At 58.6% G+C, this 23,751-nt stretch carries 22 protein-coding genes; 6 read left to right on the top strand and 16 right to left on the bottom strand.

Going from position 1 to position 23,751, the window contains the following annotated elements; all coding sequences use genetic code 11:
* The first annotated feature begins 13 nt into the window (after positions 1 to 13).
* Together ACTNFK_RS01180 and ACTNFK_RS01175 are read left to right on the top strand one after the other, a co-directional pair.
* Positions 14 to 841, top strand: a complete 828-nt coding sequence (locus ACTNFK_RS01180) for an SDR family NAD(P)-dependent oxidoreductase (RefSeq protein WP_435937014.1) — start codon at positions 14 to 16, stop codon at positions 839 to 841.
* Between the two features lie 203 nt (positions 842 to 1,044).
* Positions 1,045 to 2,223: an LLM class flavin-dependent oxidoreductase gene (locus ACTNFK_RS01175; RefSeq protein WP_435937013.1), complete on the top strand. Its 1,179-nt coding sequence runs from the start codon at positions 1,045 to 1,047 to the stop codon at positions 2,221 to 2,223.
* Between the two features lie 64 nt (positions 2,224 to 2,287).
* Here the strand turns inward: ACTNFK_RS01175 and cofC are convergent, their stop codons facing one another.
* Entirely contained in the window at positions 2,288 to 2,971 is a 684-nt protein-coding gene (gene cofC / locus ACTNFK_RS01170; RefSeq protein WP_435937012.1) for a 2-phospho-L-lactate guanylyltransferase, read from the bottom strand.
* Positions 2,972 to 3,097: 126 nt separating this feature from the next.
* On the opposite strand from cofC, the gene npdG reads away from it, so the two are divergent.
* Entirely contained in the window at positions 3,098 to 3,790 is a 693-nt protein-coding gene (npdG, locus tag ACTNFK_RS01165) for an NADPH-dependent F420 reductase (protein WP_435937011.1), read from the top strand.
* On the opposite strand, the gene ACTNFK_RS01160 is transcribed toward npdG, so the two are convergent.
* From ACTNFK_RS01160 to ACTNFK_RS01150, 3 genes are read right to left on the bottom strand one after another with little or no spacing between them, the layout of a single operon-like run.
* Complete coding sequence (locus ACTNFK_RS01160; RefSeq protein ID WP_435937010.1) at positions 3,774 to 5,273, bottom strand: flavin-containing monooxygenase; 1,500 nt, start codon at positions 5,271 to 5,273, stop codon at positions 3,774 to 3,776. The genes npdG and ACTNFK_RS01160 overlap by 17 nt on opposite strands.
* 25 nt (positions 5,274 to 5,298) lie before the next feature.
* Positions 5,299 to 7,557: a 7,8-didemethyl-8-hydroxy-5-deazariboflavin synthase CofG gene (gene cofG, locus ACTNFK_RS01155; RefSeq protein WP_435937009.1), complete on the bottom strand. Its 2,259-nt coding sequence runs from the start codon at positions 7,555 to 7,557 to the stop codon at positions 5,299 to 5,301.
* A gap of 44 nt (positions 7,558 to 7,601) precedes the next feature.
* The gene (locus ACTNFK_RS01150; protein WP_435937008.1) at positions 7,602 to 9,212 is read right to left on the bottom strand and encodes a class I adenylate-forming enzyme family protein; all 1,611 of its coding nucleotides are present in this window, start codon (positions 9,210 to 9,212) and stop codon (positions 7,602 to 7,604) included.
* 478 nt (positions 9,213 to 9,690) lie between these two features.
* Here ACTNFK_RS01150 and ACTNFK_RS01145 point away from each other — a divergent pair, with 478 nt between their 5' ends.
* Positions 9,691 to 10,218, top strand: coding sequence for a TetR/AcrR family transcriptional regulator (locus ACTNFK_RS01145; RefSeq protein ID WP_445117181.1), 528 nt, complete (start codon positions 9,691 to 9,693; stop codon positions 10,216 to 10,218).
* Positions 10,219 to 10,491: 273 nt separating this feature from the next.
* Here the strand turns inward: ACTNFK_RS01145 and ACTNFK_RS01140 are convergent, their stop codons facing one another.
* The 11 genes from ACTNFK_RS01140 to ACTNFK_RS01090 form a co-directional block, all read right to left on the bottom strand.
* A complete protein-coding gene (locus ACTNFK_RS01140; RefSeq protein ID WP_435937006.1) occupies positions 10,492 to 11,994 on the bottom strand; it encodes an aldehyde dehydrogenase in 1,503 nt (500 codons plus the stop codon).
* 6 nt (positions 11,995 to 12,000) lie between these two features.
* A complete protein-coding gene (locus tag ACTNFK_RS01135; RefSeq protein WP_435937005.1) occupies positions 12,001 to 12,804 on the bottom strand; it encodes an alpha/beta fold hydrolase in 804 nt (267 codons plus the stop codon).
* A 56-nt stretch (positions 12,805 to 12,860) separates the two neighbouring features.
* Positions 12,861 to 13,601: an SDR family NAD(P)-dependent oxidoreductase gene (locus tag ACTNFK_RS01130; RefSeq protein WP_435937004.1), complete on the bottom strand. Its 741-nt coding sequence runs from the start codon at positions 13,599 to 13,601 to the stop codon at positions 12,861 to 12,863.
* Positions 13,602 to 13,683: 82 nt separating this feature from the next.
* Positions 13,684 to 14,691: a 2-phospho-L-lactate transferase gene (gene cofD, locus ACTNFK_RS01125; protein ID WP_435937003.1), complete on the bottom strand. Its 1,008-nt coding sequence runs from the start codon at positions 14,689 to 14,691 to the stop codon at positions 13,684 to 13,686.
* Positions 14,688 to 15,392: a coenzyme F420-0:L-glutamate ligase gene (gene cofE, locus ACTNFK_RS01120; RefSeq protein ID WP_445117180.1), complete on the bottom strand. Its 705-nt coding sequence runs from the start codon at positions 15,390 to 15,392 to the stop codon at positions 14,688 to 14,690. Before cofE ends, cofD begins: the two co-directional genes overlap by 4 nt.
* 76 nt (positions 15,393 to 15,468) lie before the next feature.
* Positions 15,469 to 16,518 carry an IS30 family transposase gene (locus ACTNFK_RS01115; protein ID WP_192497180.1) on the bottom strand — a complete coding sequence of 350 codons (1,050 nt, stop codon included), beginning with the start codon at positions 16,516 to 16,518 and terminating at the stop codon, positions 15,469 to 15,471.
* Positions 16,519 to 16,717: 199 nt separating this feature from the next.
* Entirely contained in the window at positions 16,718 to 17,530 is an 813-nt protein-coding gene (locus ACTNFK_RS01110) for a mycofactocin-coupled SDR family oxidoreductase (RefSeq protein ID WP_435936520.1), read from the bottom strand.
* 87 nt (positions 17,531 to 17,617) lie between these two features.
* Positions 17,618 to 18,964 carry an aspartate aminotransferase family protein gene (locus ACTNFK_RS01105; RefSeq protein ID WP_435936519.1) on the bottom strand — a complete coding sequence of 449 codons (1,347 nt, stop codon included), beginning with the start codon at positions 18,962 to 18,964 and terminating at the stop codon, positions 17,618 to 17,620.
* 339 nt (positions 18,965 to 19,303) lie between these two features.
* Positions 19,304 to 19,825, bottom strand: coding sequence for a hypothetical protein (locus ACTNFK_RS01100; RefSeq protein WP_435936518.1), 522 nt, complete (start codon positions 19,823 to 19,825; stop codon positions 19,304 to 19,306).
* A 675-nt stretch (positions 19,826 to 20,500) separates the two neighbouring features.
* Positions 20,501 to 20,878 (bottom strand): nuclear transport factor 2 family protein, encoded by a 378-nt coding sequence (locus ACTNFK_RS01095; protein WP_435936517.1) that lies wholly within the window; start codon positions 20,876 to 20,878, stop codon positions 20,501 to 20,503.
* Between the two features lie 33 nt (positions 20,879 to 20,911).
* Complete coding sequence (locus tag ACTNFK_RS01090; RefSeq protein WP_435936516.1) at positions 20,912 to 22,000, bottom strand: LLM class flavin-dependent oxidoreductase; 1,089 nt, start codon at positions 21,998 to 22,000, stop codon at positions 20,912 to 20,914.
* A gap of 264 nt (positions 22,001 to 22,264) precedes the next feature.
* On the opposite strand from ACTNFK_RS01090, the gene ACTNFK_RS01085 reads away from it, so the two are divergent.
* Together ACTNFK_RS01085 and ACTNFK_RS01080 are read left to right on the top strand one after the other, a co-directional pair.
* Entirely contained in the window at positions 22,265 to 22,783 is a 519-nt protein-coding gene (locus tag ACTNFK_RS01085; RefSeq protein WP_435936515.1) for a flavin reductase family protein, read from the top strand.
* A 156-nt stretch (positions 22,784 to 22,939) separates the two neighbouring features.
* Complete coding sequence (locus ACTNFK_RS01080; protein ID WP_435936514.1) at positions 22,940 to 23,254, top strand: hypothetical protein; 315 nt, start codon at positions 22,940 to 22,942, stop codon at positions 23,252 to 23,254.
* A gap of 45 nt (positions 23,255 to 23,299) precedes the next feature.
* Here ACTNFK_RS01080 and ACTNFK_RS01075 read toward each other — a convergent pair whose 3' ends face one another.
* Complete coding sequence (locus ACTNFK_RS01075; protein ID WP_435936513.1) at positions 23,300 to 23,722, bottom strand: heat shock protein transcriptional repressor HspR; 423 nt, start codon at positions 23,720 to 23,722, stop codon at positions 23,300 to 23,302.
* Between the last annotated feature and the right edge of the window lie 29 nt (positions 23,723 to 23,751).

The following is a 23,751-nucleotide window of genomic DNA, read 5'->3' as shown; positions in this document are numbered from 1 at the left end:
GGAGACCCGTCAGTTGTCATCTAGCACCAAAGGCCCCAACACCCTCGCTCTCGATGAGCGCATCGCCATTGTCACTGGCGGAGGTAACGGAATCGGTGAACGAAGTGCACACACGCTCGCCTCACGGGGAGCGCAGGTCATAGTCCTGGATCCCGATGTCGCCAATGCTCAGCGCGTTGTCGACGACATCACCAAGCAAGGTGGCCGCGCAGAACTCATAGGCACTGACGCGACCAACGAGGATGAGGTCCAAGCGGCACTCGAAGTGATCGTTCAGCGCCATGGACGCATCGATATTCTGAACAACAACGCTGCGGTGCTGGCTCTTACTACCGGTGATTTATCCGTGATCGATACGCCTCACGACCATTTCATCGAAGCTCTCCGCGCCAACCTCGGAGGCCCGTACCTCATGTGCCACCATGTCATCCCGATCATGCTCAGAAACGGCGGCGGAAGTATTGTGAATATCGCCTCAGTATCCGGAATGTTTGGTGAGCCAAACTTGACCGCATACGGAATCGCGAAGGCGGGTGTGATTCAGTTGACGCGGGCCATCGCCGCTCAGTTCGGCCCTCAGGGAATTCGTTGCAACGCAGTCGCTCCTTCGTATGTCACCACTCCAAACAATGAGATTTACGCTCCACCGGAACTCAGTGAGGCATACCTCCGCTGCACGCCGACGGGGAGGCTTTCTGCACCACAAGACATTGCGGAAGTGGTTGCCTTCCTCGCGTCAGAGAGCGCCCGGCAGATTAACGGGCACACACTCCCAGTTGATGGCGGGCTCGTCGCCGCGACGTCAGTGACTGAAGAACTCCGAGAATCTCTTCGGAAATAGTCCTGCACAGATCATAGTCTTCTTCGCCTGTCCGACAGCCCCTCTGAGGGAAAGGAGGCAGCGCAAAAATCTACCAAACGCACGGCAGCCTCTGTGGTAACTTTTAAGTACCGCTTGCTAGCGAGGAGCAATTTCCTTGAGCATCGAGGCTCAAAGCCTTTTCTGCGTAGCAACACCCTACACAACGAAGTTAAGGAGTTTAAATGAAGTTCTCTAAGCAGGACAAACTGAAATTCGGTCTCTTCATTGGGCCATACCACAAGCCCGGCATCAACCCAACCCTCACCTTTCAGCAGGATCTTGAGATCATTGAACAGATGGATCGACTCGGTTTCGATGAGGTTTGGGTGGGCGAACACCACTCTGGCGGAGTTGAACTCGTCGACGACCCGATGCTGTTCATTGCCGCAGCGGCAGAGCGCACGAAGCGCCTAGAATTCGGCACGGGAGCGGTTACCCTCCCGTGGCACCATCCCTTCCAGATCGCCTCGCGCATCGTTCAGCTGTCGCATCAGACCCGTGGTCGTGTGCACCTTGGCGTTGCGCCGGGCCAGTTGCTGCAGGACGCACTCATGATGGGGACCGATGTCAAGCAGCACCGCTTGATGATGGAGGAGTCGCTGAGCTGCATCATTCGACTACTCAAGGGCGAGGTAGTCACGCACAAGTCCGACTGGTTTACCCTTGAAAACGCCGAACTCCAGTTACTCCCTTACAACGATTTCGACGTACAGATCGTGAGTGTGATTTCGCCTAATGCCCCATACGCGGCAGGCAAGAATGGCGCGAACATCATCTCCGTCGCTGCAACCGATCCGGCTGGTTTCAAGGTGCTCGATACCCAGTGGGCACTCATGGAAAAAACTGCTGCAGAGTTCAACCAGCCCGCTCCCGAGCGCTCCAAGTGGAGGCTCATGGGACCGATGCACATCGCTCCGACGGTGGAACAGGCGATGGAGGAAATTCGATGGGGTATGCCGACCCTCGAGACCTATCGTGCCAATATTCATAAGCAGGCCCAGGGCGTTGATTACCATGATGTCGAGGGGACAGTGAAGCTCCTCAACGAAACAGGTGGAGCAATCGTTGGCACTCCTGAGATGGCTCGCGCCCAGATCCAGCGCTTGCTCGACAAGACCGGCGGGTTCGGAAGCTATCTGCTGATGGGAGTTGACTGGGCGGATCATGAGGCAACTCTGCGCAGCCATCGCCTCTTCGCCCAGGAAGTCATGCCCTACTTCGATGGCACCATCGATCAGCCTCTGAAGTCGTTCGATATGGTCATGAACGATGGGGGCGCCGGTGCAGACCGGACCTGGGAGGCACAACAGCTTGTCGTCGAACAGCTCGGCCTCAACAAGCAGGACACGGCGCTCGCCTAGCGATCCCGGGCTTAAGCACGACGGAGGCTTCAGTCAATCCGAGTTGACTGAAGCCCCCGTAAGTTTATCTGGCCAGCGCCACCTGTGCGAAGTCCTGACGATGCCCGGTCCGCATCTCGAACCACCTGCGATAGATAGCCTCGGTGTGGCTACCAACACCCATCCCCATCGCGCGCTCAAGGTCTTCAAGGGTGTCAACGTCGTTACGCAGAGGACTTCGCACGGGAAGATCGAGTTCATGGAACCCAGCGGCTGAATGGCGCCTTGCCGAGCCTTCTCCGAAAAGAGGCATCAACCCGGCACCCGGTCGCGCAGTCAGCAGGGTGGTTCCCGTCCCGACCCGATCAGTCACGAAGGCCCGCTCAAAGCGTGATGCTTGCGCCAAGGCCCCGGCAAGATCTACTGGCGTAAGAGCAGGCAAGTCTCCCGGCAGAATCAGAACACCGCTGTGAGGAGACTCACTCCGTACCTCCACTACCGCAGACGATAGTGCCGCGTTGAACTCCGTGGACCGGTCCATGACGAGCTCTTCGTCACCCGCGCACCTATGAGACCAGCGGAGAGGTTGCTTAGTGAGCACCGTGACACGACGTATGGCCTCGGTCCCATGCAAGGCGTCCACCAAGTCGCAGGCGAAGGCGCGAGCGAACTCAAGCGATACCTCTGGGGGCGGTGCCCCGTCACCTTGCGAAAGGCGAGACTTTGAACCCAACTCCCCGCGAAAGGCCACGACTGCATTCCACTCCATCGCGCACCACCTTCGTCATTGAAATGGAATCTTATCTGGCGATCATCCACACTTCTCAGAATACCAAACGATTGATAGAATTAACCCTGATCCTCTCGCCTTTGAGGAGACCTGACATTTTGGAGGATGAACGCTGTGCCAGAAACCTTGAAAGCCCTGTCAAAGTCGATGCGTATTGGAGTTATCGGCGGAACCGGACCTCAGGGTCGAGGACTTGCGCTCCGATGGGCGCAGGCGGGAATGAGCGTCAGGATCGGCTCCCGGAATCCAGAAAGCGCCCAACAGGTTGCTACCGAAATCTTAGAGCTGATTCCTGGCGCAGACATTACTGGTGGCACCAATACGACCGTTGCCACATGGGCCGATATTGTCGCCATCGTCGTTCCCTGGGCGGGCCACAAACCCACGCTCGAAACGCTTCGAGATCCCCTTCGCGGGAAGCTCGTGATCGACTGCGTCAACCCGCTGGGCTTCGACGAGAAAGGTGCATTCGCGCTGCCGGTTGACGAGGGAAGCGCCACCCAGCAGGCAGCAGCTCTGCTTCCCGAATCTCGCGTAATCGGCGCATTCCACAACGTGTCCGCCGTCGTGCTCAACGACATATCACGTGAGGTCGCGAGCGACGTACTCGTCCTTGGTGATGGGCGAGCAGATGCTCAGATCGTCCAAGAGCTCGCCGATGTAATTCCCGGCGTTCATGGCATCTACGGCGGCCGTCTGCGTAACAGCGCTCAGGTGGAGGCCCTCACAGCAAATCTCATCTCGATCAATCGCCGCTACAAGGCGCACTCTGGCGTGCGGATCACGGGATTGGCGTAGCTTCGGAGACGAGCGGCGTCTCAGTGAAGGGGTCAGCCTGAAAAGTACCGTACTCCTCGCGAAACTCTGTTGCCGTACCCGGCCAAAGCAGGTTCAATGCGCCCGTGCGCTTGTGCAAATACCAGCTGCTGCAATATTTTGAGTGCCACACGCCACGCGACGCACGCTCCTCGATTTGACTCAGGTACGCCTCTTCCGCCTCTGCGCGCACCTCAATGGTCGGATGGCCGTTCCAGCGCTGATATTCAAGCGCCTGCGCGACAAACCCGATCTGTGACTCAATCATGTACACCGCGGAGTTATGACTCAGCCCAGCGTTCGGACCGTTCAGTACATACATGTTCGGGAATCCATGGACTACGGTTGAGGCGTAGTTCCGCATGCGATGCTCCCAGTAAGTGTCGAGCCTCTGACCCCCGCGACCGTACACGAGAGCCGCAAACGGCTGATCCGTGGTTTCAAATCCAGTGGCCAGCACGAGAACGTCGGCCTCGTACGACCGACCCCCAGCGCCTCGCAACTTCCGCCCGTGTACTTCGGCCAGAGCGCTGGGCTCAAGCGTCACCTTCGGGTCGAGAAAACTCGGATAGTACTCGTCCGAGAAAGTCACCCGCTTACAGCCGAGCGGATACCTGGGTGTCAACTGCCCACGCAACTCTGCAACTGGAATCGCTTGGGAAAGATGCTGCAGGGCCTGCCGCTCTTGCACGTCGCCGAACCCAAGTCGTTGCGGGTGAACCGATTCCGCCTGGTCAAAGAGTGCACGACGGAGGTGCTCGGCGGGAGCTCCCCCATCGCGCAGAGCACGCGTTTCCTGTGATGTCAGGGGGCGATCGTGCCTGGGTAGCACATAGGCCGGAGTGCGCTGAAAGACCACCACCGAATTGGATCGCTGCACCAGCTGCGGTAACAACTGAACACCTGATGCGCCGGTGCCCACGAGTGCGACCCGTGATCCAGCCAGCTCCGTCTCCTTCCATCGCGCGGAGTGCAACACGATCCCTGGAAAGGTATCAAGGTTCGGTATCGAGGGAATTGCCGGCTCGGTCAATCGCCCACATGCGAGCACCAGGTTTCGCGCTAGCAGGGTCCCTCTTGCATGTTCCACGCGCCATGCCTCGTCCGCAGCCGACCATTCCATGCGGCGTGCTGGGGATTCAAACCGAATGTGTGGCAGAAGTCCCGCCCGTTCCGCGCACTCCTGTAGGTAAGCAAGTACTTCGTGTCCCGCAGCATAGAGACGAGTCCACGGACCCTGCGGCATCGACTCATATGAGTAGAGCGGCGCCGGAACGTCACAGGCCACGCCCGGGTAGACGTTGTCGCGCCAGGTGCCGCCGAGGCCTCGCTCAGCCTCAAGAAGGACGAAGTTCTCAACCCCATCATTTTTCAAACGCATCGCCATGGCGATGCCAGCAATACCTGCACCCACGATGACCGTGTCAAGAGTTCCCTCCTCCGGGGAATCCGGACGTACGTGCATTCGCACCTCCGTCAGCGACACGAAACTAACGCCCTGCGTCAGGGTGACCGTACCAGGCGTTACGCATGCGAAGTGTCCGCGCCAAAGACTTTGCGATTGGTGCCATTTCGCTGACGCTGAATTCTGAACCAGGATCATCTGGCTCCCCCCAGCGTTCGAGAGTCCCGCCGAGATCGTCAGCGCCAGCAGTCAAGAGCGAAGCAACCTCGTGACGCTCCACTCTTGGCCAGGGCACTTGAATATGTGTGAGGTCACTGCCGAGAATCAGCCGCGCCACAGCGGTCACTGCCCGAAGATCGAGCTCGGGAGCTCGGCCGGGAACAATTGGCCTCCACCCTGCTACCGGCAAGGGAATAAGCTCTGTGAAGCCGCCCGTCGCGCGCTGCATGCTTCGCAGCTCGAAAAGATGGTGGACGATTTGCAGTGGACTCTGTTCGCTGACGAGACCGATCACGGCAGTGGACTTCAGGCCGAGTTCATGCGCGCCCTCAATCACCGAGCGCCACTCAGCAATGGGGAGATCGTCGGGAGCATGCTGTAGTCGCCAAGTCTCGTCTAAAAGCTTGAGCCCTGTGCCGGTGACCGTACGTACACCCGCATCCCACAAGGCAGAGTAGATCTCGCGCGCAGCCACGCCAGACCGACGGGACAAGCGCAACACGTCGCCCGGCCGAAACGCGTGGAGATGCACTGAAGGTGCCGCCGAACTGACACCAGTCACGAAAGCTAGTGTGAGATCCAAATTGCCCGGTTCATCCAGCACACCTTGAATACACAGCTCGACAATGCCTCGCGCCTCGAGCTCGGCGGCAAGCGTTGCCGGATCTGGAACTTCTGCGGGTGGCACATTGAGACTCATCGCGTGGTTACGGACATATGTGGTGCAATCCCCAACCGTGTACTTACGCAGGTCGTCGGCGATCGAGAAGAGTCGCGTCAGGTCATCAGGCTCCGCGGCTAGAAGCCTGGCAAAATCCTCCGGAGCGAGCGCCTCCGCGCCTTCTGCTGCCGCGTCAAGGAGTTCAGAGATGGCAATGAGCGGGTGGGCCTTGCGTGAGACATCAGGCGCCCGCGCTGAGTCTGAGATTGTCTGTGACTGAGCGAGACCGAAGCCGTCCGCAAGCCTCAAGACATTTTCGCGGAGCGCAGAATCCACCCAGGTTTCAGCATCTGTCACGAACTCCGGGTAAATGGTAAGCCGTTCGGTCAAGGTGTACCCAGCATCACGAGTGAGTTGAGCCAACCGGTCGAGTTGCGGCCAAGGTCGCTCCGGATTCACGTGGTCGGCTGTGAGCGGGCTCACCCCTCCCCAGTCGTCGATGCCGGAGTTGATGAGGGCGACGAGTGTCTCTGGGTCGGAAAGATTTGGCGGAGCCTGAAGGTGGGCGACCGGGCCGAGGACTATCCGCGCGGTTGCGATAGCGGCAAGGTACTCCTCAGTGTCGACCGGGTGCACGCCACTAGCCGGGGTTCCGTCCTTCGGCAGAAAATTCTGAATGATGACTTCCTGTAGATTTCCGTAGCGCCGGTGCACGTCTCTCAACGCCATCAGCGTCTCCGCTCGCTCCTGGAGGGTCTCACCGATACCGATGAGTGCACCGCTCGTAAAGGGGACGCCGAGCTGCCCAGCATCCTCAAGCACCTGCAAACGGAGCGCCGGGTCCTTATCTGGTGACCCGAAGTGCACTTGCCCCGGTTCTGACCAAAGTCGCTCAGACGTTGTTTCGAGCATCATGCCGAGCGACGGCGCGAATTGTCTAAGCGAGGACATCTCAGACGCGCTCATCACCCCCGGATTGGCATGTGGTAGAAGTGTCGTCTCCTCGATAATGCGGCGAGCGAGGTGCGAGACATAATGGATTGTGGATTCGAAACCATGCTCGTCGAGCCACTGCCGAGCTTCGGGCCACCGATCTTCAGGCCGGTCGCCAAGCGTCAAGAGAGCTTCCCTACATCCGAGCCGTTCACCTCGCATGGCAATAGCCAGGGCCTGGTCCTCGGAGATGAAGAGGTCTTTGCCTTGACGGCGTAGACGGCCAGGGGTCTCGACGAAGGCGCAATAGTGGCAGCGGTCCCGGCAGAGCCTCGTGACAGGAATGAACACTTTCTTGGAGTACGTGATCGCCTGAGGACGACCGAATTCTCGTAATCCCTCATCCCTGAGTTCCGCAGCAGTCCGCTGAAGACCCTCTAGGTCTGCCCCGCGCGAGCTCAGCATCTGGATGATGTCATCGGCGCCGAGCGCCCCCCCGGCCGATGAGAGATCAATCTGAGTATGCATCATCGCAGCTCTCCTTACCATTCGCTCCACCTCATGCCGCGAACAACTCACGCATCAGTGTGTTCAGAGTCAGGCCCGAAGCTTGCCGTCGTTTCGACCCGCGCCCGAAGCTCTTCCCGCAAGACTTTGCCGCTTGCATTCAACGGGAGCTGATCGAGAAAGTGGACTTGCGTCGGAACCTTGTACCGGGCCAGGTTCGTTTCGCAATGCCGGAACACAGAATCGCTGTCGAGTCCATCGCCCACTCTCACTGAGACGAACGCGACCGGAGTCTGCCCCCAGCGGTCGTGCGCTGCCGCAACCACAGCGACTTCTCGCACTTGCGGTAGCTCCGCAATCACACGTTCGAGTTCGCTTGGGTATATGTTCATCCCGCCACTTATGATCAAATCGTGTCGTCGGTCAATAACCGTGACGAGTCCGTCTGTGCGGATCGTGCCAAGGTCACCAGACCTGTACCAACCGTCCGCAAATGCCGCTTCCGTAGCAGCAGGGTTGCGCCAGTAGCCGCGAGCCAGCGATGTCGAATGCACCATCAGTTGGCCCACCGTCTCACCATCATGCGGCAACGGATCGCCATGCTCGTCGGCAAGTCGGACTATCGCGCCGGGCACCGCGCGTCCCGCTGAAGCGAACACCTCGTCGTTCGACCTGACAAAGTCCTCAACCGTTGTCGCGGTTACCAACCCACCTGAGTTCTCGGTCATTCCCCAGCCCTCGACCAACCGCGGACCGAAGTAATCGACAAATTCCCGGAGATGCTCCGCCGGCGCCTTCGAGGCCGAATGCAGCACGCTCTGCATCGAATCCAACCGAGTTCCGGACCTGCGTGCTGCCGCAGTAAAATCAGTGACAGCCGGACTCGGCACAATGGTGAAGCTCGCATGCTCTGCATCAATCGCGGCAACGAGGCGCTCAGTGTCCCACGATCGCATCAACAGGGTGGTGCCCCCGACGTATAGATGCGGAAGTATGTGGGCTGGGGTAGCTGCGGTGAATGACAGTGACAGGCCGAAGACCTGCCTGCTTGCCAAAGCGTATCGATTGCTCAAGGCATTCGTAACCCCTAGACTCCGAATTGAACGATGAGTGAGTTCCACCCCCTTCGGGTATCCCGTCGTACCGCTGGTGTATCCGATCACCGCAAGGGCCTCCGGACCCAGAGAACTCGAGGGAGGGGACACGTTTCCCACTGCGGCAAATTCAGTGAACGTCTGCGCGCCCAAAACTCGTTCCGCACCCGTGGTCACCCGCAATCGCAGTTGTTCGACAGTCTCAAGCGCTTCGACTCGTGCCGCTACTTCATCGTCGAACAGCAATGCAGCGGCCCCAGAGTCTGCGAGCTGGTAGTCGGCCTCGCGCGAGGTGTGACGGGTGTTGACCTGCACGATTACGAGACCTGCTTTCAGGCATGCCACGTAAGTGTTGACGTATTCAAGACTGTTTCCCATCCAGATGGCGACCCGGTCGCCGGGAACGAGCCCCGACCCCAGCAGAGCATTGGCGATCCGGTTGGTCAACCGATCCATCTCAAGGTAGGTCTGAGACGGCCCGTCGAGCATTTCGAGGGCGACCCGATCAGGGTGCCGCATTGCGCCGAGGGCAACGTCTCCACCGAGTCCCGCGGCGACATCAGCTGTCGATCTCATCTTGCTCATCTTCCTCTTCCGCGACATGCGCTCGCGGGAACTCGCGCGAATCATGCAAGCCAACCAAACATACGGTTGAGTATGCTCGAAACTCGGGAGTCAGTCAAGCACGGGCACCTCCCTCCCCATTACGCAGCACGGCGCCCGCATTGCTTTCCAGATCAAATCTTTTGATAGCCGAATCGCTGGCCACGGCACCCACCTCCCACCTCCCACCTCGGGATAGACTAGCGGCCTGTCGGCCGAGGGTCACACGACCGACGGCAGCGTCCAGGCGTCGAAGCCTTCGTCCGCATGCAAGACGCAAATCACCCACCCGGAAAGCTGATGGATACGAAACTTCATCCAAACGTTAGTATTGACCAATATTCGAAGTAAATGAAACCTGGACAGATCGGAAACACACATGACTCGTGGGGCGAATGCGACCAAGGCGCCGACTTCGAGAAATCGGGACGCAGCAGTTATCGCGGCAGCTATCAAAGTCATGTCCGAGAGGGGCTACTCTGCGACATCGATTCAAGAAGTTGCGGATCGTGTTGGAGTCCTCAAGGGCAGCCTCTACCACTACTTCGACTCGAAGGAGGACCTGCTCTGGCGTATTCTCGCCGAATCCCACGCGACGATGGACGGGTTGCAGGAGGAGATCAAGGCTCAGGGCCTTCGACCCTACGAGGAACTCATGGAGTACATCCGGCGCCAGACGATCTGGTACCTCGAGAATCGAGAACGTGCGAACATCTACTTCACTGAACGCCGTCACCTGACCGGAGATCGGCGCCAACGTGCACTAGAGGCGGGAAAGGAATTCGAGAAGTACGTTCGAGACCTGGTGATTGCCGCCCAAGAAGACGGCGATGTTCGTCAAGATCAGGACTACCGCCTCATCACTCGATTCCTCACCGGAGCCCTAAATGGGGTGCGGTTCTGGCCCAGCCGTTCCGGTAAGCAATTCAGCATTGAGGAGATCACTGAGGCATCGGTCGCGCTCGTTCGTAGTGCGATCACAGCCTAATCCCGCATCGACCACCGCCGGACTCGACTGCGCTCAGCCGAGGCAGAATCACCGCAGTCACGTACTCTCCAAGAGCGCAACGGGATATCGATGTGAGCGAAGCTGCACTTTAGATCGATAGCTTCAGGTGTGCGTTCCGAGACCATCAGGCGGGGTCAGGATCAATACCACGCGTTCCGGAAACGACACTGTCGAAACTACGGTGTGTATCTGTGCGGGGCACCCCGACGAAGGGTGTTTCAGAAGCAGTTCCTTCCCGGATCGGACCCGTCGCTACAGGTTAAGCCAAGTGGATTTGAGGGATGAGTACTCTGCTAGGGCGTGCAAGGAACGGTCTCGACCGTGCCCCGACGCTTTTACGCCACCGAAGGGGAAAGTGATGTCCGATCGTTGATAAGTGTTCACCCAGACCATTCCGGCACGAATCTCACGCGAAGCCCGGATGCCTTCTGAAAGGTTGTCGCTCCAGACCGACGCCGCCAAACCGTATCGAGTCTGGTTCGCCAACCTGACTCCCTCGTCGAACCCTTCGAAGGGAATGACGCACAGGACAGGACCAAAGATCTCCTCCTGCGCGATCTCCAGATGATTCTGTACGTTATCAAATACTGTGGGCTCAAGGTAAAATCCGCCCGAATCGAGCAGCACTCGCTTGCCGCCCATAACCAGTTCGGACCCGGAATCGATCGCACGATCGATGAAGCCTGTCACCCGTTCAAGTTGAAGCTCGCTCGCGATCGGTCCCATCGTCGACAACGGGTCGAGCGGATCCTGCGGGATCCATGCAGAACATGCCTTTCGCAACTGCTCGATCAGTTCCTCGTGACGGGAACGGGCAACCAGTACTCGCGTGCCAGCCGAGCAGGTCTGGCCTGAGTTATAGCAGAGAGAGAACGCAACTCGCTCGGCGACGATATCCAAGGGTCCGGCATGCTCGAACACGACATGCGGGGACTTGCCCCCCGCTTCGATCTGCACGGCCTTTCCGTTCGATTCGGCCGCATACTTCTGGATGAGGCGACCGACTGGACCCGAACCTGTGAAGACGATCTTATCGACGTCCATATGCTGGCTGAGTGCGGCCCCAGCTTCGGCTCCTAAACCGCAGACAACGTTGAGGGTACCTGCGGGAATGCCCGCTTCGACCGCGAGCTCGGCGATCCTGAGCATAGAGAGCGAACTCTGTTCCGCTGGCTTCATTACGATACTGTTGCCGACTGCCATTGCTGGGGCGAATTTAAGTGCAGCAAGGATCATCGGATAGTTCCAGGGGACGATTGCCGCAATCACTCCGAGGGGCTCACTGGTAATGGTAACGAGCGCCTCTTCGCCAATCGGCGCGACCTCACCGTACACCTTGTCAAGTGATTCGGCATACCAACGGAGGGCGTCGACGACACCGTTGACGTCGTTGGTTGTCGCATGTGATATAGGTTTACCCACTTCGAGCGATTCGAGCATCCCGAGTTCTTCACGATGCGACAAGATGAGATCTGCCCAGTCGAAAAGAATCCGCTTGCGCTCACGGGGCGATCGCCTGCTCCAAACCCCCGACTCGAAGGTTTGGCGTGCGGAGAGGACGGCGCGATCAACATCGCCGGTGTCGCCTGCTGCAATGTGTGCCAGCACTCGGCCGTCACGTGGCGACACGCTCGCAAAGGTCTTGCCTGAAAGCGAGGGAGTAAACTCACCATGGATAAAGTGACTGGTCTTGAACGTGCACGAATGTGCCACTGCGGCAGACCAATCGACCGGCTCGCTGAAGGTCGAATTCATTGACGATCACTGCCCCTCAGTCTCGGTGGTCACTTCATCAACGAAGCGCCTCACGACCCGGTTGACCTCATCCGCATGGGTTAGGTTGAGCGCATGTGGCCCGTTCTCGACGAGGTGCAACCCGCGGGAATCTGGTACAAGTTCAGCCACCCTGGTCCCCCGCTCAAGCGGGGTGGAAACATCGGCGAGACCGTGAATGACGAGGGTAGGGGGAACTATCTCACCGAGTCGATCCTCGATCGATTGTGCATCGTAGAGCGCAAACGTCGCGTCTTCAAGCTGTTTCGGTGTCAACACGCTCCAGTACTCCCTCCAGAACTGCTCGTCGGCCCCCGGGCCCAGGATGAGGCTCACCAAGAAGTCGAGACGCTCCGCGGTGGGACCCTCATCGATCCAATCGGCAACGATCTTCCTGAAAGCCTGCTCTTCCTCGCCAGCGAGACCGCCGGCCTGTGTCGAGCACTGGATTAGGCCAGCAAATCGCTCAGGATACTTCAAGGCTGCGCGGAGCGCGAGAAGGCCACCTTGGCTGAATCCAAAGTGGATGAACTTGTCGATGCCCAGCGCATCAGCGAGTGCAATGAGATCGTCAGCGGAATCGTAGTAGGTGAATTCCCCTTCCCACCGCGTTTTTCCGTGCGCACGCTCATCCCAGACGATGCAGCGGTGATCGCTGGCGAACTCCTCGAGCTGCGGCCCGAACATGTCTCGGCTCATGAACAGCCCGTGACTGAAGATGATCGGGAGTCCGGAACCCCCAGTGTCCTCAAAATACAGCGTAGGGCCGTTAGGAATACTCAATTCAGGCAATTCGTCTCCTTATGTCAGGTTGCAAAGAAAGAGTTTGGGTCTGTGTAACGCTTGCGTCAGCGCACGATGTAACCGCCGTCCACCGGAAGATAGGCCCCGGTAATAAAAGAAGCGCCGTCGCCCACGAGGTAGACGACAGCATCAGCGATCTCCTCCGGAGCCGCGATGCGCCCCATCGGATGCCTCCCGATGATCTCCTCGCGTGCATCCGCAGGCGCGAGCGCCAGACGCCCGTTCAGCATTGCCGTCTCAACATACCCCGGCCCAACTGCGTTCACGCGGATTCCCTGGGCTGCATAGTCAAGAGCGGCGGCCTTCGTCAGCCCGATGACCCCGTGCTTGCTAGCGACATAAGCGGCTGCACCGGCGACGGCCACGGCACTCATCACCGATGCGATATTGACGATCGAGCCGCCTGCCTCTGGGGCCATGATCCGGATCTCCGCGGCCATCGAGAGAAATAGTCCATCGAGATTTACTGAGAGCACCCGACGCCACTCTTCGAAGGGGATTTCAATCAAACGGCTGGAGTCCAAATTCCCCACTCCAGCACTGTTCACAGCAAAGTCGAGTTTTCCGAAGCGATCAACAACCGCATCCGTCATCTTCCGACAGCTGGCCTCTTGGGTAACATCGACCTCGACCGCGAAAGCTCGTTCCCCGCAGCGCTCCGCGACCTGCTGCGCCGCAGCAAACGACCGATCAGCCACCACCACCGAGTGTCCGGCCTTGACAAGGCGTCGGACGCATGCGGCCCCGATACCAGAGGCACCTCCAGTGACAACGCCTACCGACATACAACTCCCCATCTTCAGATACAATCCCAGCAAAGGATCGAACGGTTGGTGCAATGAACACAGGTCTCCTGACCCACCACGGTCAAGGTGCGGATCGATTTCCTATGGCGAAATCGAGCACAGTCGATGCGAGATCCACGGACTCCGCTTCGTCACGCATCCAGATCGACTGCACCTGAGGATCGATGCCCAGTCGTGCTATTTCACGCGCCGAGGTGCCGTCTATCTTGTCGATGAAAAACGCGTCGATAAGTCCGCCGGTTTTACGTGATCCATAGTGCGCCGCGACACCCCGGGCAGAGACTTCCACCCCAATCGCCTGCAGACACACGTCAGCCATCCCTCTCACCGGTTCACCGCCCAGGATGGGCGAGACGCCAACCACCGGAGCCGGGGTTTCCTTCAACGCCTCCCGAATGCCGGGTACCGCCAGAATCGGCCCGAGGGAGACAACTGGGTTAGACGGTGCCAACAAGACCGCATCGGCGCCAAGGATCGCCTCCCTCACGCCTGGCGCGGGGCGCGCGAGGCTGATACCCCGATTTTCGAAGCGAACTGCCTGGGGCATCGCACGATACCGTGTCCACCACTCTTGAAAGTGCATTTCTCGTTCGCCTTGCCCTTCCCGAACGACCACACTCGTGTCAACCTCATCGTCGGTCATGGGCAGGATGCGCACTCCGAGGTTCCATCGTGCCGCGAGCCGGCGCACGACCTCCGATACGCGGTTCCCCTCACGCAGCCAACCGGTACGAGCGAGATGCGTTCCAAGATCGAGGTCTCCGAGAGTGAACCAGGGCCAGCTCGCCCCGTATTCCCTTAACTCCGCAGAGACAGTCTCAGTCTCCCCAGCGCGGCCCCAGCCGCGCTCAAGATCCTTGACACCCGCGAGTGCGTAGATCACCGAGTCCAGATCGGGCTGCAACCGGACTCCCGTGAGCCACAGATCATCCCCAGTGTTCACTACCGCGGTCAGGCTTGTGTCAGCCGCCACCCCGTGCTCTCGAACCAACAAGTCGCGCAGGCCGACGACGAACTTCGATCCACCCACGCCACCAGTAAGCACGACTACCTTCGGCGGCTCTTTCATGTAAGGTTCTCCGCCGCGGCCACACCCGCCGCATACCCCTCTTCGAAGGCCTCCCGCGTTCCGAGGCGAAACAGGTCCCGCTCCAAGTCTCGGACGATCGAGGCAGCACCCGGGAGATCCATTGATCCGACCAGATCGCCCCGACCCCTCACCACCGCAACCGGCACGCGGCTGGTCTTCCGCTTCACGAGATCGCAGGCCGCCGCGAGTTCATCGCCGACGCATGGCGCGGTCACCTCGAGGGTGCGGCCCTCTGCATCGACCGCTCCTCTGTGGTCGTCGATGACACGCACACCACCTGCCCCAATTGCGCAGTCGGTCTGGCCCTCCCGCCAAGGTCGACCGAGAGTGTCAGAGATGATGACTCCGACATCGACTCCGAAGCGATCTCGGAGCCGGCTGGCCAGTTCTCGTGCGCTGCGGTCAGGATCCTCCTGCAAAAGCAGGATCGTTCCTTCGGGGGTATTACTCGCGTCAACTCCCGCGGCGGCAGCGACGATGCCCTGACGGTTCTGGACAATCCGAGTGACGTTCCCTCGGGCACCCGCTCGCGATGCCACAACCCGAACCGTTTCAGCAGTGATTGCCGCCTCGCGATTCTCGGCATTGAGAAAGCGGCCTTCGGCTTTGGACACGATCTTGGAGGTTACGACGAAGATGTCCCCCGCTTGCACCGGCTCACGAACGGCACCCGAGATCACATCGGCAAGGTTATCATCTCGAGTGATCTCGCCGATCCCGGCCCGGATTTTAGTTCGGAGTGCAACACCCAGTGAGTTACCCCGAGCATAACTCCTGGAATACCTCTGCCGGGGTCGCCCAACCCAGCACTTTCCTGGGCCGATCATTGATCTCACCGATGTACTCGTCGAGTTCTTCCTGGGTGAGGTCCTCGAAGGTTGTGCCCTTGGGGAGATACTTCCGTAGCCGACCATTGAAGTGCTCGTTACTGCCCCGCTGATATGCGCTGTACGGGTCACAGAAATAGGTGGGCACCCCGATCGTGTCGGCAAGCATGTAATGGTGTGCGAACTCGCTTCCATTGTCGGCTGTGACAGATTTGACGGCGTGTGCAGGCAGCACCCGATACACGCCAAGCTGCGCCTCCAGAGTCGGGGCAGCAGCGACTCGGGAGAGCTTCACTCCCAGGTAGTAACGGCTTGTGCGTTCGACCATGGTGTGAATACCGCCGGTGCCGTGTGCGCCCAGCACACTGTCTGATTCCCAATGCCCAAACTCTTCCCGCGTCAATACCTCGGCGGGTCGTTCATGTATCGAGACCCGATATTTGATGCGTTCCGTGTGTACCTTTCGGCCCTTGATGCGGCGTCGTTTCTTCTGCCCCCGAGCAAGGTATTGGTGCAGCTGCCGATGCTGTTGGCCGGGTGAGTAAATCCAGGCATACAACGTTTCTGGGCTGACCCGCATACGGTGATCGGTGGGGTGCTCGATAGGGAGGCGTCCGCTGATCTCTTCCGGGGTCCACCCCCGCCCCAAATGTGTGATCACCCAATCAACGAGCGGGTCATGCGTCATTCGGTAGGGCTGGTGCGAGCGTGCTCGGCGTGTGTTGGCGTGGAGTTGTGCTTGACCAGCGAGATACACCCGGTCTCGCCGGTGACGGGTGTCGAGTTTGTTCCGTAGGTAGGGGCGAAGATTCGCGTGGTCGTGTTCAGGTTGCCAGGAACGCTTCTTGATCTCGCGGCCGATGGTTGAACGGTGCACGCCGATTCTTCGAGCGATCTCGGCGTGGGTGTGGCCGTGGTCGTGGAGTTTCTCGATCTCGATCCGGTCGTTCAGGGTGAGGTGGCGGTAAAGTGTGGACAAGGAAGCGCAGCCCTTCGGTGGTGGTCTAGACAACTCACACTTTAGGTGTTGCGCTTCCGTCTAGAACCCGGGCCGGCGACTGGCATAATCCAGAGTCCGTCTGGCGCTGGCGATTCGGTCATAGTTCGCTCCTCTCGTTCCTGGATAGCCCACCACCCCGAAACTGGACTTGCGAATCGGGCCGCGAGGGTACGTTCGCCTAGTACGCGCTCCACCCTGCATCGACCGGCAGCGCAGCACCGGTAATGAACGCGGCATCATCAGACACCAGGAAGGCCGCTGCGTTGGCGATCACCATCGGATCCATCCAGCCGACCGGCAACAGTGAACGATCCGTACCGAAGAATCTCGGGTACCATTCAGCGGATTGCTCAACGGTTCCACCGGTCTGCGTCATCGAGGTGTTGATGCTGCCTGGCATGATCGCATTGACGCGGACCGAATGCGGGCCAAGCTCCCAGGCGAGCGTACGCATGACACCAAGAATGCCGTGCTTGGCCGCGGTATAGGCGATGGAACCGGGCTGTGCGTGCTTTCCCATTGCAGAGGAAGTCAGGACGATCGATCCACCGTTTCCGGCTTCGAGCATCGCAGGGATGAAGGCCTTCGTCACCTTCCACGCTCCCGTGAGCATTACATCGATACTTTCCTGCCAGTCGGCTTCTTCGAGTTCCCATGAGTTCGGTCCAACCGCCCAGATGCCGTGATTCACAATCAGAGCATCTATCCGGCCAAACTCCGCCATTGTCTTCTCAGCGAGAGAGGTGAGCGCTCCGAGATCTCGCGCGTCGACCTGAGCGATCATGCAGCGACGATCAAGATCTTCGACGAGTCTCGCGGTCTCCGCAAGGTCCTCCATCGTCGCCCCTGTGTGTCTGGGGGTGCGGAACGGCTCACAGACGTCGAACGCGACGATATCCGCGCCTTCTTGCGCGAGCCGGAGCGCGTGCGCACGGCCCTGACCGCGAGCCCCTCCCGAGATCACGGCAACTTTGCCCTCAAGTCGATTCATTTCTTTTCCTACCTCTCAATGGTGTCTTCCAAAATCTGATACAACCCTCACGTGCATGAGCGCCTGTCGACTTGCCCTGGGCATCATTTACACGGCAGGCTCACCCACATACCCCAAAGTGTGCAGCGCACGCTCGAAGGCATATAGGAATCCGTCGATCTCCTGATCGCCGATGACGGTACTCAGGAGGAACAGCCCGGTGAACGTCTGGTAATAACCCTCGTTGTCGAGCACCAGATTGATGTTCTGGATCTTCTCCCGGTCGTCACGACGCAAAGTCGGCTCGTCGACGACCCGGTCCTCGGACCAGTGAACACCGATGAGGTTGCCGATGCCGGTCGCGTGTAGAGGGATGCCATACTTCCGGCCAAGTCCATCTATAAAGCTGCGGATGCGCTCGCCTTTGCGATTCATCTCCTCGTGCGCTGCGGGAGTCAACTTCTCGAGACAGGCGATGCCAGCGGCCAGGGACGCGGAATTCCCCCCAAATGTGGACATGACCCACACCGGCGCGACCCCGTTGTGTGCCGCAGGTTCGAGAAGATCCATGATGTCGCGGCGGCCTCCGACCGCGGAGACCGGCAGACCGCCTCCAATCGTCTTGCCGAGTGTGGTGAGGTCGGGAGTCACCCCGTAATGCGCCTGCGCCCCACCGTAGGCTACCGGGAATGTGACGACCTCGTCGAAGATGAGCAGGATATCGAGCTCCTTGGTCACTGCACGGAGGCGCTGCAGATACTCTCTACTCGACTCGAGCATTCCTGCAGCGGTCATCACCGGCTCGATGAGCACCGCCGCAAGGTCCCGCGCATGCTTCCGGATCACCATTTCGGCACCGTCTGCATCGTTGTAGGGGATCTCGACGATCTGATCCTTCGACTGCCGAAGCGCACCTCGCGGAACGAGGTCCTCCCGATCACGGAGCACCGAGACTCCGGCGATCAGTTCGTCGGAGGTTCCATGGTAGCCACCGGTCGACCTTGCCACCAGACTCCGACCAGTGAACGCCCGGGCGAGGCGTAGGGCGCAGATGTTCGCGTCGGTACCCGACACGAAGAATCGCACCTTCTCAACAGACGGCATCCGCTCGACCAAGAGCTCCGACATTCGGTAGCCGAGGTTCCATTCCGGCGCGCCGACCTGCACGGCCTTGCCCATCTGCTCGTAAACGGCCTGACGGATGTCTTCATCGGAGTGTCCATGAATGAGCACCCAGTCACCCAGCCGTAGATCGAGGTAGCGATTGCCATCCACATCCCAGAGCCAGCATCCCTTGCCTGACTCCACGACGATCGGATGTGGGTAGAACGCCCCCATACCGCCAGCATGTCCGGTGGGGATCAGCTCCTTCGTCTTGGACCAGAGTTCTGCTGACCTGCGGGTCCTCTCGCGGTAGATTTGAACCTGTTCCTCATTGAAAACAATGTTACCCACCGGGTTCACAATCCCTTCTCGACGTCGAGCGCACTACCAATCATTTGGTTGCTTAGTCTAGGTGGGCGAGGTTAATAGTGCAATGGACCGCGAAATCCATCCTGAACAGCATCGTCTCAAACGCAGAACTCGTGCAACTCGACGGCCCGAACATGCGCCGCTACCTCGCCGACATCACTATCGACGACTGAACTAACACGGCAGCGTGGGCGCGGGAGCGCGACCGATTACCCACACCCGTGCTACCGGATCAACCCACACCGGATCGACCCACACGCGCTACCGAAGGGCGCGGCTAAACACTTAGATCCTCAGGATGTGAGATTGTCAGGCTGAGTCTTACCTGATTCGGCCCAGTCGATCGGACTCTGAGTGCCACCATTCCGGAGGTATAACGGCATGGAACCGAAGAAATGTGTCGATATCAGGGTTTGCCGAAGTGTCGATCCATGCCTTTATGGACCCAGCCACACCGTCTGTGATGAACCACGCAGCCATCTCAGATCCAATAGCGTCTTTTGAAACCGATTCTGGAAGTAGAAAGTAGCCCTGTTCAACGAGAAAGAGATGCCGATCATGTAGATGCCTCGCCAGCACTCGGCTCAGCACTGAGTAGTTTGAATCTCGCCCGGCCTGACGGTAGATTTCCTGCCGAAGAAGAACCGTTTCGAGCAGGAGCCGCATACCACGCACCCGCGAGAAGTAAGACGGAGCTTCCAATGCTTCAACCCGAAAGCGCTCGAAGACTGCCGCCAGTTCATCCACAAGGATGTCGATAAGAAATTCCGTCAGACTCGAGGCATGTTTGTACACCGTGGACCGTTCCACCCCCGAGACAGTCGCAATTTCAGTGAAACCCACCTCCCAAATCGGTCGTTGAGATGCTAAGGCCAGTACTGCCTCCGCCAGATTTTCTCGTGTTCGGAGCCACCTTGGGTCAGTACTGCGTGGCTTCATGATTCTCCAAAATAGAACTTCTCAATTTCTCAACTTCTCCAGAAGCGCTCAAGGCCAACAGTTTTTGCCCCCAACGCATGGACAGGCGGCAGCATGACACTTCTCGCCTTTCTTCCGGCTTGGCGATGTCTCTTCAACCTGTCACCCAACCTCATGATCTGCCAGGGGATCTGCATCTAGCGGGTCTTCGGTCTAACACGGAAGAACGGTGTTCACGAGGATGCCGCTGTGAGGACAGTCGGATGCGACCTGACGAGACAGACTCACTCCTGCAAATTACTCACAACCCGTGCTGGGAAATTGGGTTACGCGGCGACAGCTTCCATTGAGGCTGAGTTGACAAGGGAACCACTGCCATGCGCTTCCCAATGTGCAATCCCATGATTGAGACTCAAAAATACACCCTAGCGACTGATGTTCAAACACTTCTACCAGTCCTCAGTTGAGAACTCAGAACTCGGTTGCAGTTGTGTGGTGAGAATCCGAGTCTTGGTGCCGGAGAGTCTGCTAGCGGACACCAACTGGGGTGCGGCAGTCCTAACTGAGACCATGCAACCGCCGCACCCGCTGGATTAGCCCTTACCCGTAGTCCTCGTACTTCACGACCTTTCCGTTCTTGACAGTGAAAACGGTCGCGAGATCGATTCGGAATGGCTCCCCAACTGGCCCGAATGGGAGATCCACCTTTGGCGTACCGGTGAGAACATGCTGCACGACGACACGGTCACCGTCGACGGTTACAGCGCCGCGCTCGGCAAGCTGACGATCAGGGATAAGGTCTGGCGTTCCGCGATAAAGCGCAGCGGTCGCCTCTTTACCTTCCGTAACGAAACCCCGGTTGTGGTGGATGAGATAGATGTTCTCGTCCATCAGCCCGATCAGCGTGTCAAGGTCAAACGCATTGTATGCATCGAGATACTTGTTGGCCACTTCAAGTGGCGCGAGTGCTTCTGCCATTTTTCTATTCCTATCTCTGACTTTCGAGCGCACTCAGTTTTGAGTGGCGAATTCTGGCTGCTGTACCTTCGGCAGGACTTCCTGCGCAAGTAGCTGCAGCGAATAGTTCCACGCGGAAGGGTCATCCGAATAGTCGAAGGAGAACGGCATGATGTGCCCAAAGCCGCCAACATTGTGGCTGAACTCTGACAGCTTCTCGGTGACCGTTTCGGGTGAACCACAAATCCATACATGTTCAGCCAGGTAGTCCAGATCCATGTCCTCGGGATCGATCGGATTGTCCTTGGTAACCAGGCCACGGTTGAGGCCGAACATTTTGTAAACCGGCAAGAGGTATTCCATCCAAGCCTTGCCAGTGCCACCTTCTTTGGCAAGACGCTTTGCTTCCGCATCAGTGTCTGCAACAAAGACATCACGCACGATGTAATGCATTGACTTGTCCACTGCGTGCCCGTTCGCCGCGGCCGCCTGAGAATAGACCTCCCAGTGAGAACGAATGAATTCGTCGCCTGAATAGGTCGAAAGCGCATGGAACCCGTTTGCCCCAGCAAAAGTAATCGAAGGTGAACTCGGGCTATTTCCCGTCATGCCGACAATCATGTTCCCGTTGAAGGGTCGTACGTCTCGATTTGGGTGATGCGGATCGTTCTCTGGGAGTCCAGCGCTCCAGAACTCGCCCTCGTGCCAGAACTCCTCACCCGCCCAAATCTTCTCCATGATTTCGAGGGATTCAATGGTCATCTCTCGGTTACGAGACATATCCCGAATCCCATGCATGTATGCATCCTTCGGGAAGGAACCCATAGCTACGCCTGCAAGATACCGGCCTTCCAGAATGTGCGACAACCACGACATCTGAAGCGCTAATGCAGTGGGATTGTGATAGGGCAGAATATGAGCCATTGGTCCGAGTGTGATCTGTTCCGTCTCTCGTGCCGCAGCGGCAATGACAAGGTCGGGACTAGGGATCGACTCCCATGATTGAAGGGCGTGTTCGCCAATGAGATAGGTTCCGAAACCAAGTTGGTCACACACAATCGCTTGGCTTACGGCCCACTCAAACACCTCCTTCGGTGAACGCGTCGGTGCCATAAAAGGTGTCTGAAACATCGCAGCCTTCATAACTGTCTCCTTTGACTGATCTAGGTTCGGATGAACATAACAAACGAATGTTTGGCATGTCGGGAAAATTTAACACACATATGGTTCAAGTTCAAAGATTCCACTACACCTGTAGACAAAAATAGTAGTCTACCCATTTGCAAGAGTCAGAAAAGTGAATCAAACCTTTCTCAATCAACCGATTGGTAGGTTATGATGGGTGTTCCGTGCGTCGCACTTAATGCCGCACAGTTAGCACCGGGATACGGAAAAGAGGAGCCGACAATGTCACAGGAAACGATTTCGAGCGACGATTTTAGGTTCGCTTTCCGCGGACACCCATCTGGGGTAGGCGTTGTTACCGCCGATGCGGGCGATGGCCCGGTGGCGATGACAGTCAGTTCGCTGTTCTCGCTCGGGCTAGAGCCACCCACCCTGGTGTTTTCCGCGTCTGGGATTTCCTCTTCCACCCCAACTATCCGTAAGGCTAAGACCGTGGTGGTCCATCTTGTGGACTCAGACCACGTGGAACTCGCCAAGCTCGGTGCAACTAGCGGGGTGGACCGATTTGGTGAGGGAGTCGAGTGGGACCGACTTCCGACCGGCGAGCCTTACTATCCAAATGCCGGTTCATGGTTACGAGGTCGCGTCAGTCAGCTGATTGATGCCGCCGGTTCTACGATCGTTGTGGTTGAAGTACTTGAAGGGAAGCCGCGGGATCCAGACTCAGCGGTGCCCGATTTGACTCCGCTCGTGTATCACAACCGGACGTGGCACAAGCTTGATGAGCACTCCGCACTCTAGCCCGTTAATTTTGGCAGCTAAGGCAGTGTTGTGGTCGGCTTTGCGAACCCTCTTGGAGGGTGGCCAGCGGGGTGCCGACTCTCAACGCTCCCTGCCCCGACAAGGTTCCGGCGACACGAACAGTCACGACCCAGAGATGAAAAGGGATAGGCCTTCATGAAGATCGTCGTTAATAGCGCAGCCGAAAGCACACCTATCCAGTTGCTCGATCCTGAGAACTTTCGTGAATTCTCCGTGATTCTCGCTAGCTCAGAGCCGATCGAGGCGCTGAACGACCACATTCAAAGCATCGGTCGCCTGGAAGGCGAGGGTCATCTGTTTGTCGACAAGAATGCTCTCATTGAACTTGCCGGTAATCTCGGAACGAGTGCCGCATGGCTAGAGAATCTCGAGGCTATGACTACGTTCGCCGAGTCAAAGGGATGGACTGACGCGTCCGGAGCCATCCGAGCACACATCGAACGAATCTGAGCACTGGCGGGGGCGGTTCCTCCTTCGAAGCTCTGTCTTGAGACGTTAAGCTTCGGGCCGCCAGACCACGAGATCGGCACTGCGCCTCGTCCGGGTGCCACGCCGCATCGAGATGACCTCGCCTGCAGCGCCCGCGGCGAACACGCGTCGCTCGGGTCGGCTGAGCAGCTCGTCGCTGAGAGCACGCTCGAGTTCACGCACGCGAGCCTGCAGCTCAGCCACGCGATTCTCGAGCTGCAGCACGCGCCTGATGCCCTCGAGGCTGAGCCCCTCGGCAGACAGTCGCGCGACCTCGCGCAGTTGCTCGACATCGTGCAGTGAGTACCGGCGGGTATTCCCGCTGGTGCGCTGTGGGGAGACCAGACCGATGCGGTCGTACTGGCGCAGGGTTTGCGGGTGCATGTCGCTCAGCTCCGCCGCCTGCGTGATCGCAAACACCGGGGTGTAGCGATCCATCTGGTGGGTCATCGCACCTCCTCCTTGCGCTTCCTTCGTAA

The sequence above is a fragment of the Leucobacter fengyongliangi genome, assembly GCF_052386045.1.
Note: the sequence above shows the minus strand (reverse complement) of the source record. Positions and strands in the feature narration are given on the sequence as shown.

Excerpts from the sequence above, each read along its gene's own strand:
- ACTNFK_RS01175 (WP_435937013.1), top strand. The coding sequence starts at position 1,045 with ATGAAGTTCTCTAAGCAGGACAAACTGAAATTCGGTCTCTTCATTGGG.
- cofC (WP_435937012.1), bottom strand. The coding sequence starts at position 2,971 with ATGGAGTGGAATGCAGTCGTGGCCTTTCGCGGGGAGTTGGGTTCAAAG.
- npdG (WP_435937011.1), top strand. The coding sequence starts at position 3,098 with ATGAACGCTGTGCCAGAAACCTTGAAAGCCCTGTCAAAGTCGATGCGT.
- ACTNFK_RS01160 (WP_435937010.1), bottom strand. The coding sequence starts at position 5,273 with ATGCACGTACGTCCGGATTCCCCGGAGGAGGGAACTCTTGACACGGTC.
- cofG (WP_435937009.1), bottom strand. The coding sequence starts at position 7,557 with ATGATGCATACTCAGATTGATCTCTCATCGGCCGGGGGGGCGCTCGGC.
- ACTNFK_RS01150 (WP_435937008.1), bottom strand. The coding sequence starts at position 9,212 with ATGAGCAAGATGAGATCGACAGCTGATGTCGCCGCGGGACTCGGTGGA.
- ACTNFK_RS01145 (WP_445117181.1), top strand. The coding sequence starts at position 9,691 with ATGTCCGAGAGGGGCTACTCTGCGACATCGATTCAAGAAGTTGCGGAT.
- ACTNFK_RS01140 (WP_435937006.1), bottom strand. The coding sequence starts at position 11,994 with ATGAATTCGACCTTCAGCGAGCCGGTCGATTGGTCTGCCGCAGTGGCA.
- ACTNFK_RS01130 (WP_435937004.1), bottom strand. The coding sequence starts at position 13,601 with ATGTCGGTAGGCGTTGTCACTGGAGGTGCCTCTGGTATCGGGGCCGCA.
- cofD (WP_435937003.1), bottom strand. The coding sequence starts at position 14,691 with ATGAAAGAGCCGCCGAAGGTAGTCGTGCTTACTGGTGGCGTGGGTGGA.
- ACTNFK_RS01110 (WP_435936520.1), bottom strand. The coding sequence starts at position 17,530 with ATGAATCGACTTGAGGGCAAAGTTGCCGTGATCTCGGGAGGGGCTCGC.
- ACTNFK_RS01095 (WP_435936517.1), bottom strand. The coding sequence starts at position 20,878 with ATGGCAGAAGCACTCGCGCCACTTGAAGTGGCCAACAAGTATCTCGAT.
- ACTNFK_RS01090 (WP_435936516.1), bottom strand. The coding sequence starts at position 22,000 with ATGAAGGCTGCGATGTTTCAGACACCTTTTATGGCACCGACGCGTTCA.
- ACTNFK_RS01085 (WP_435936515.1), top strand. The coding sequence starts at position 22,265 with ATGTCACAGGAAACGATTTCGAGCGACGATTTTAGGTTCGCTTTCCGC.
- ACTNFK_RS01080 (WP_435936514.1), top strand. The coding sequence starts at position 22,940 with ATGAAGATCGTCGTTAATAGCGCAGCCGAAAGCACACCTATCCAGTTG.
- ACTNFK_RS01075 (WP_435936513.1), bottom strand. The coding sequence starts at position 23,722 with ATGACCCACCAGATGGATCGCTACACCCCGGTGTTTGCGATCACGCAG.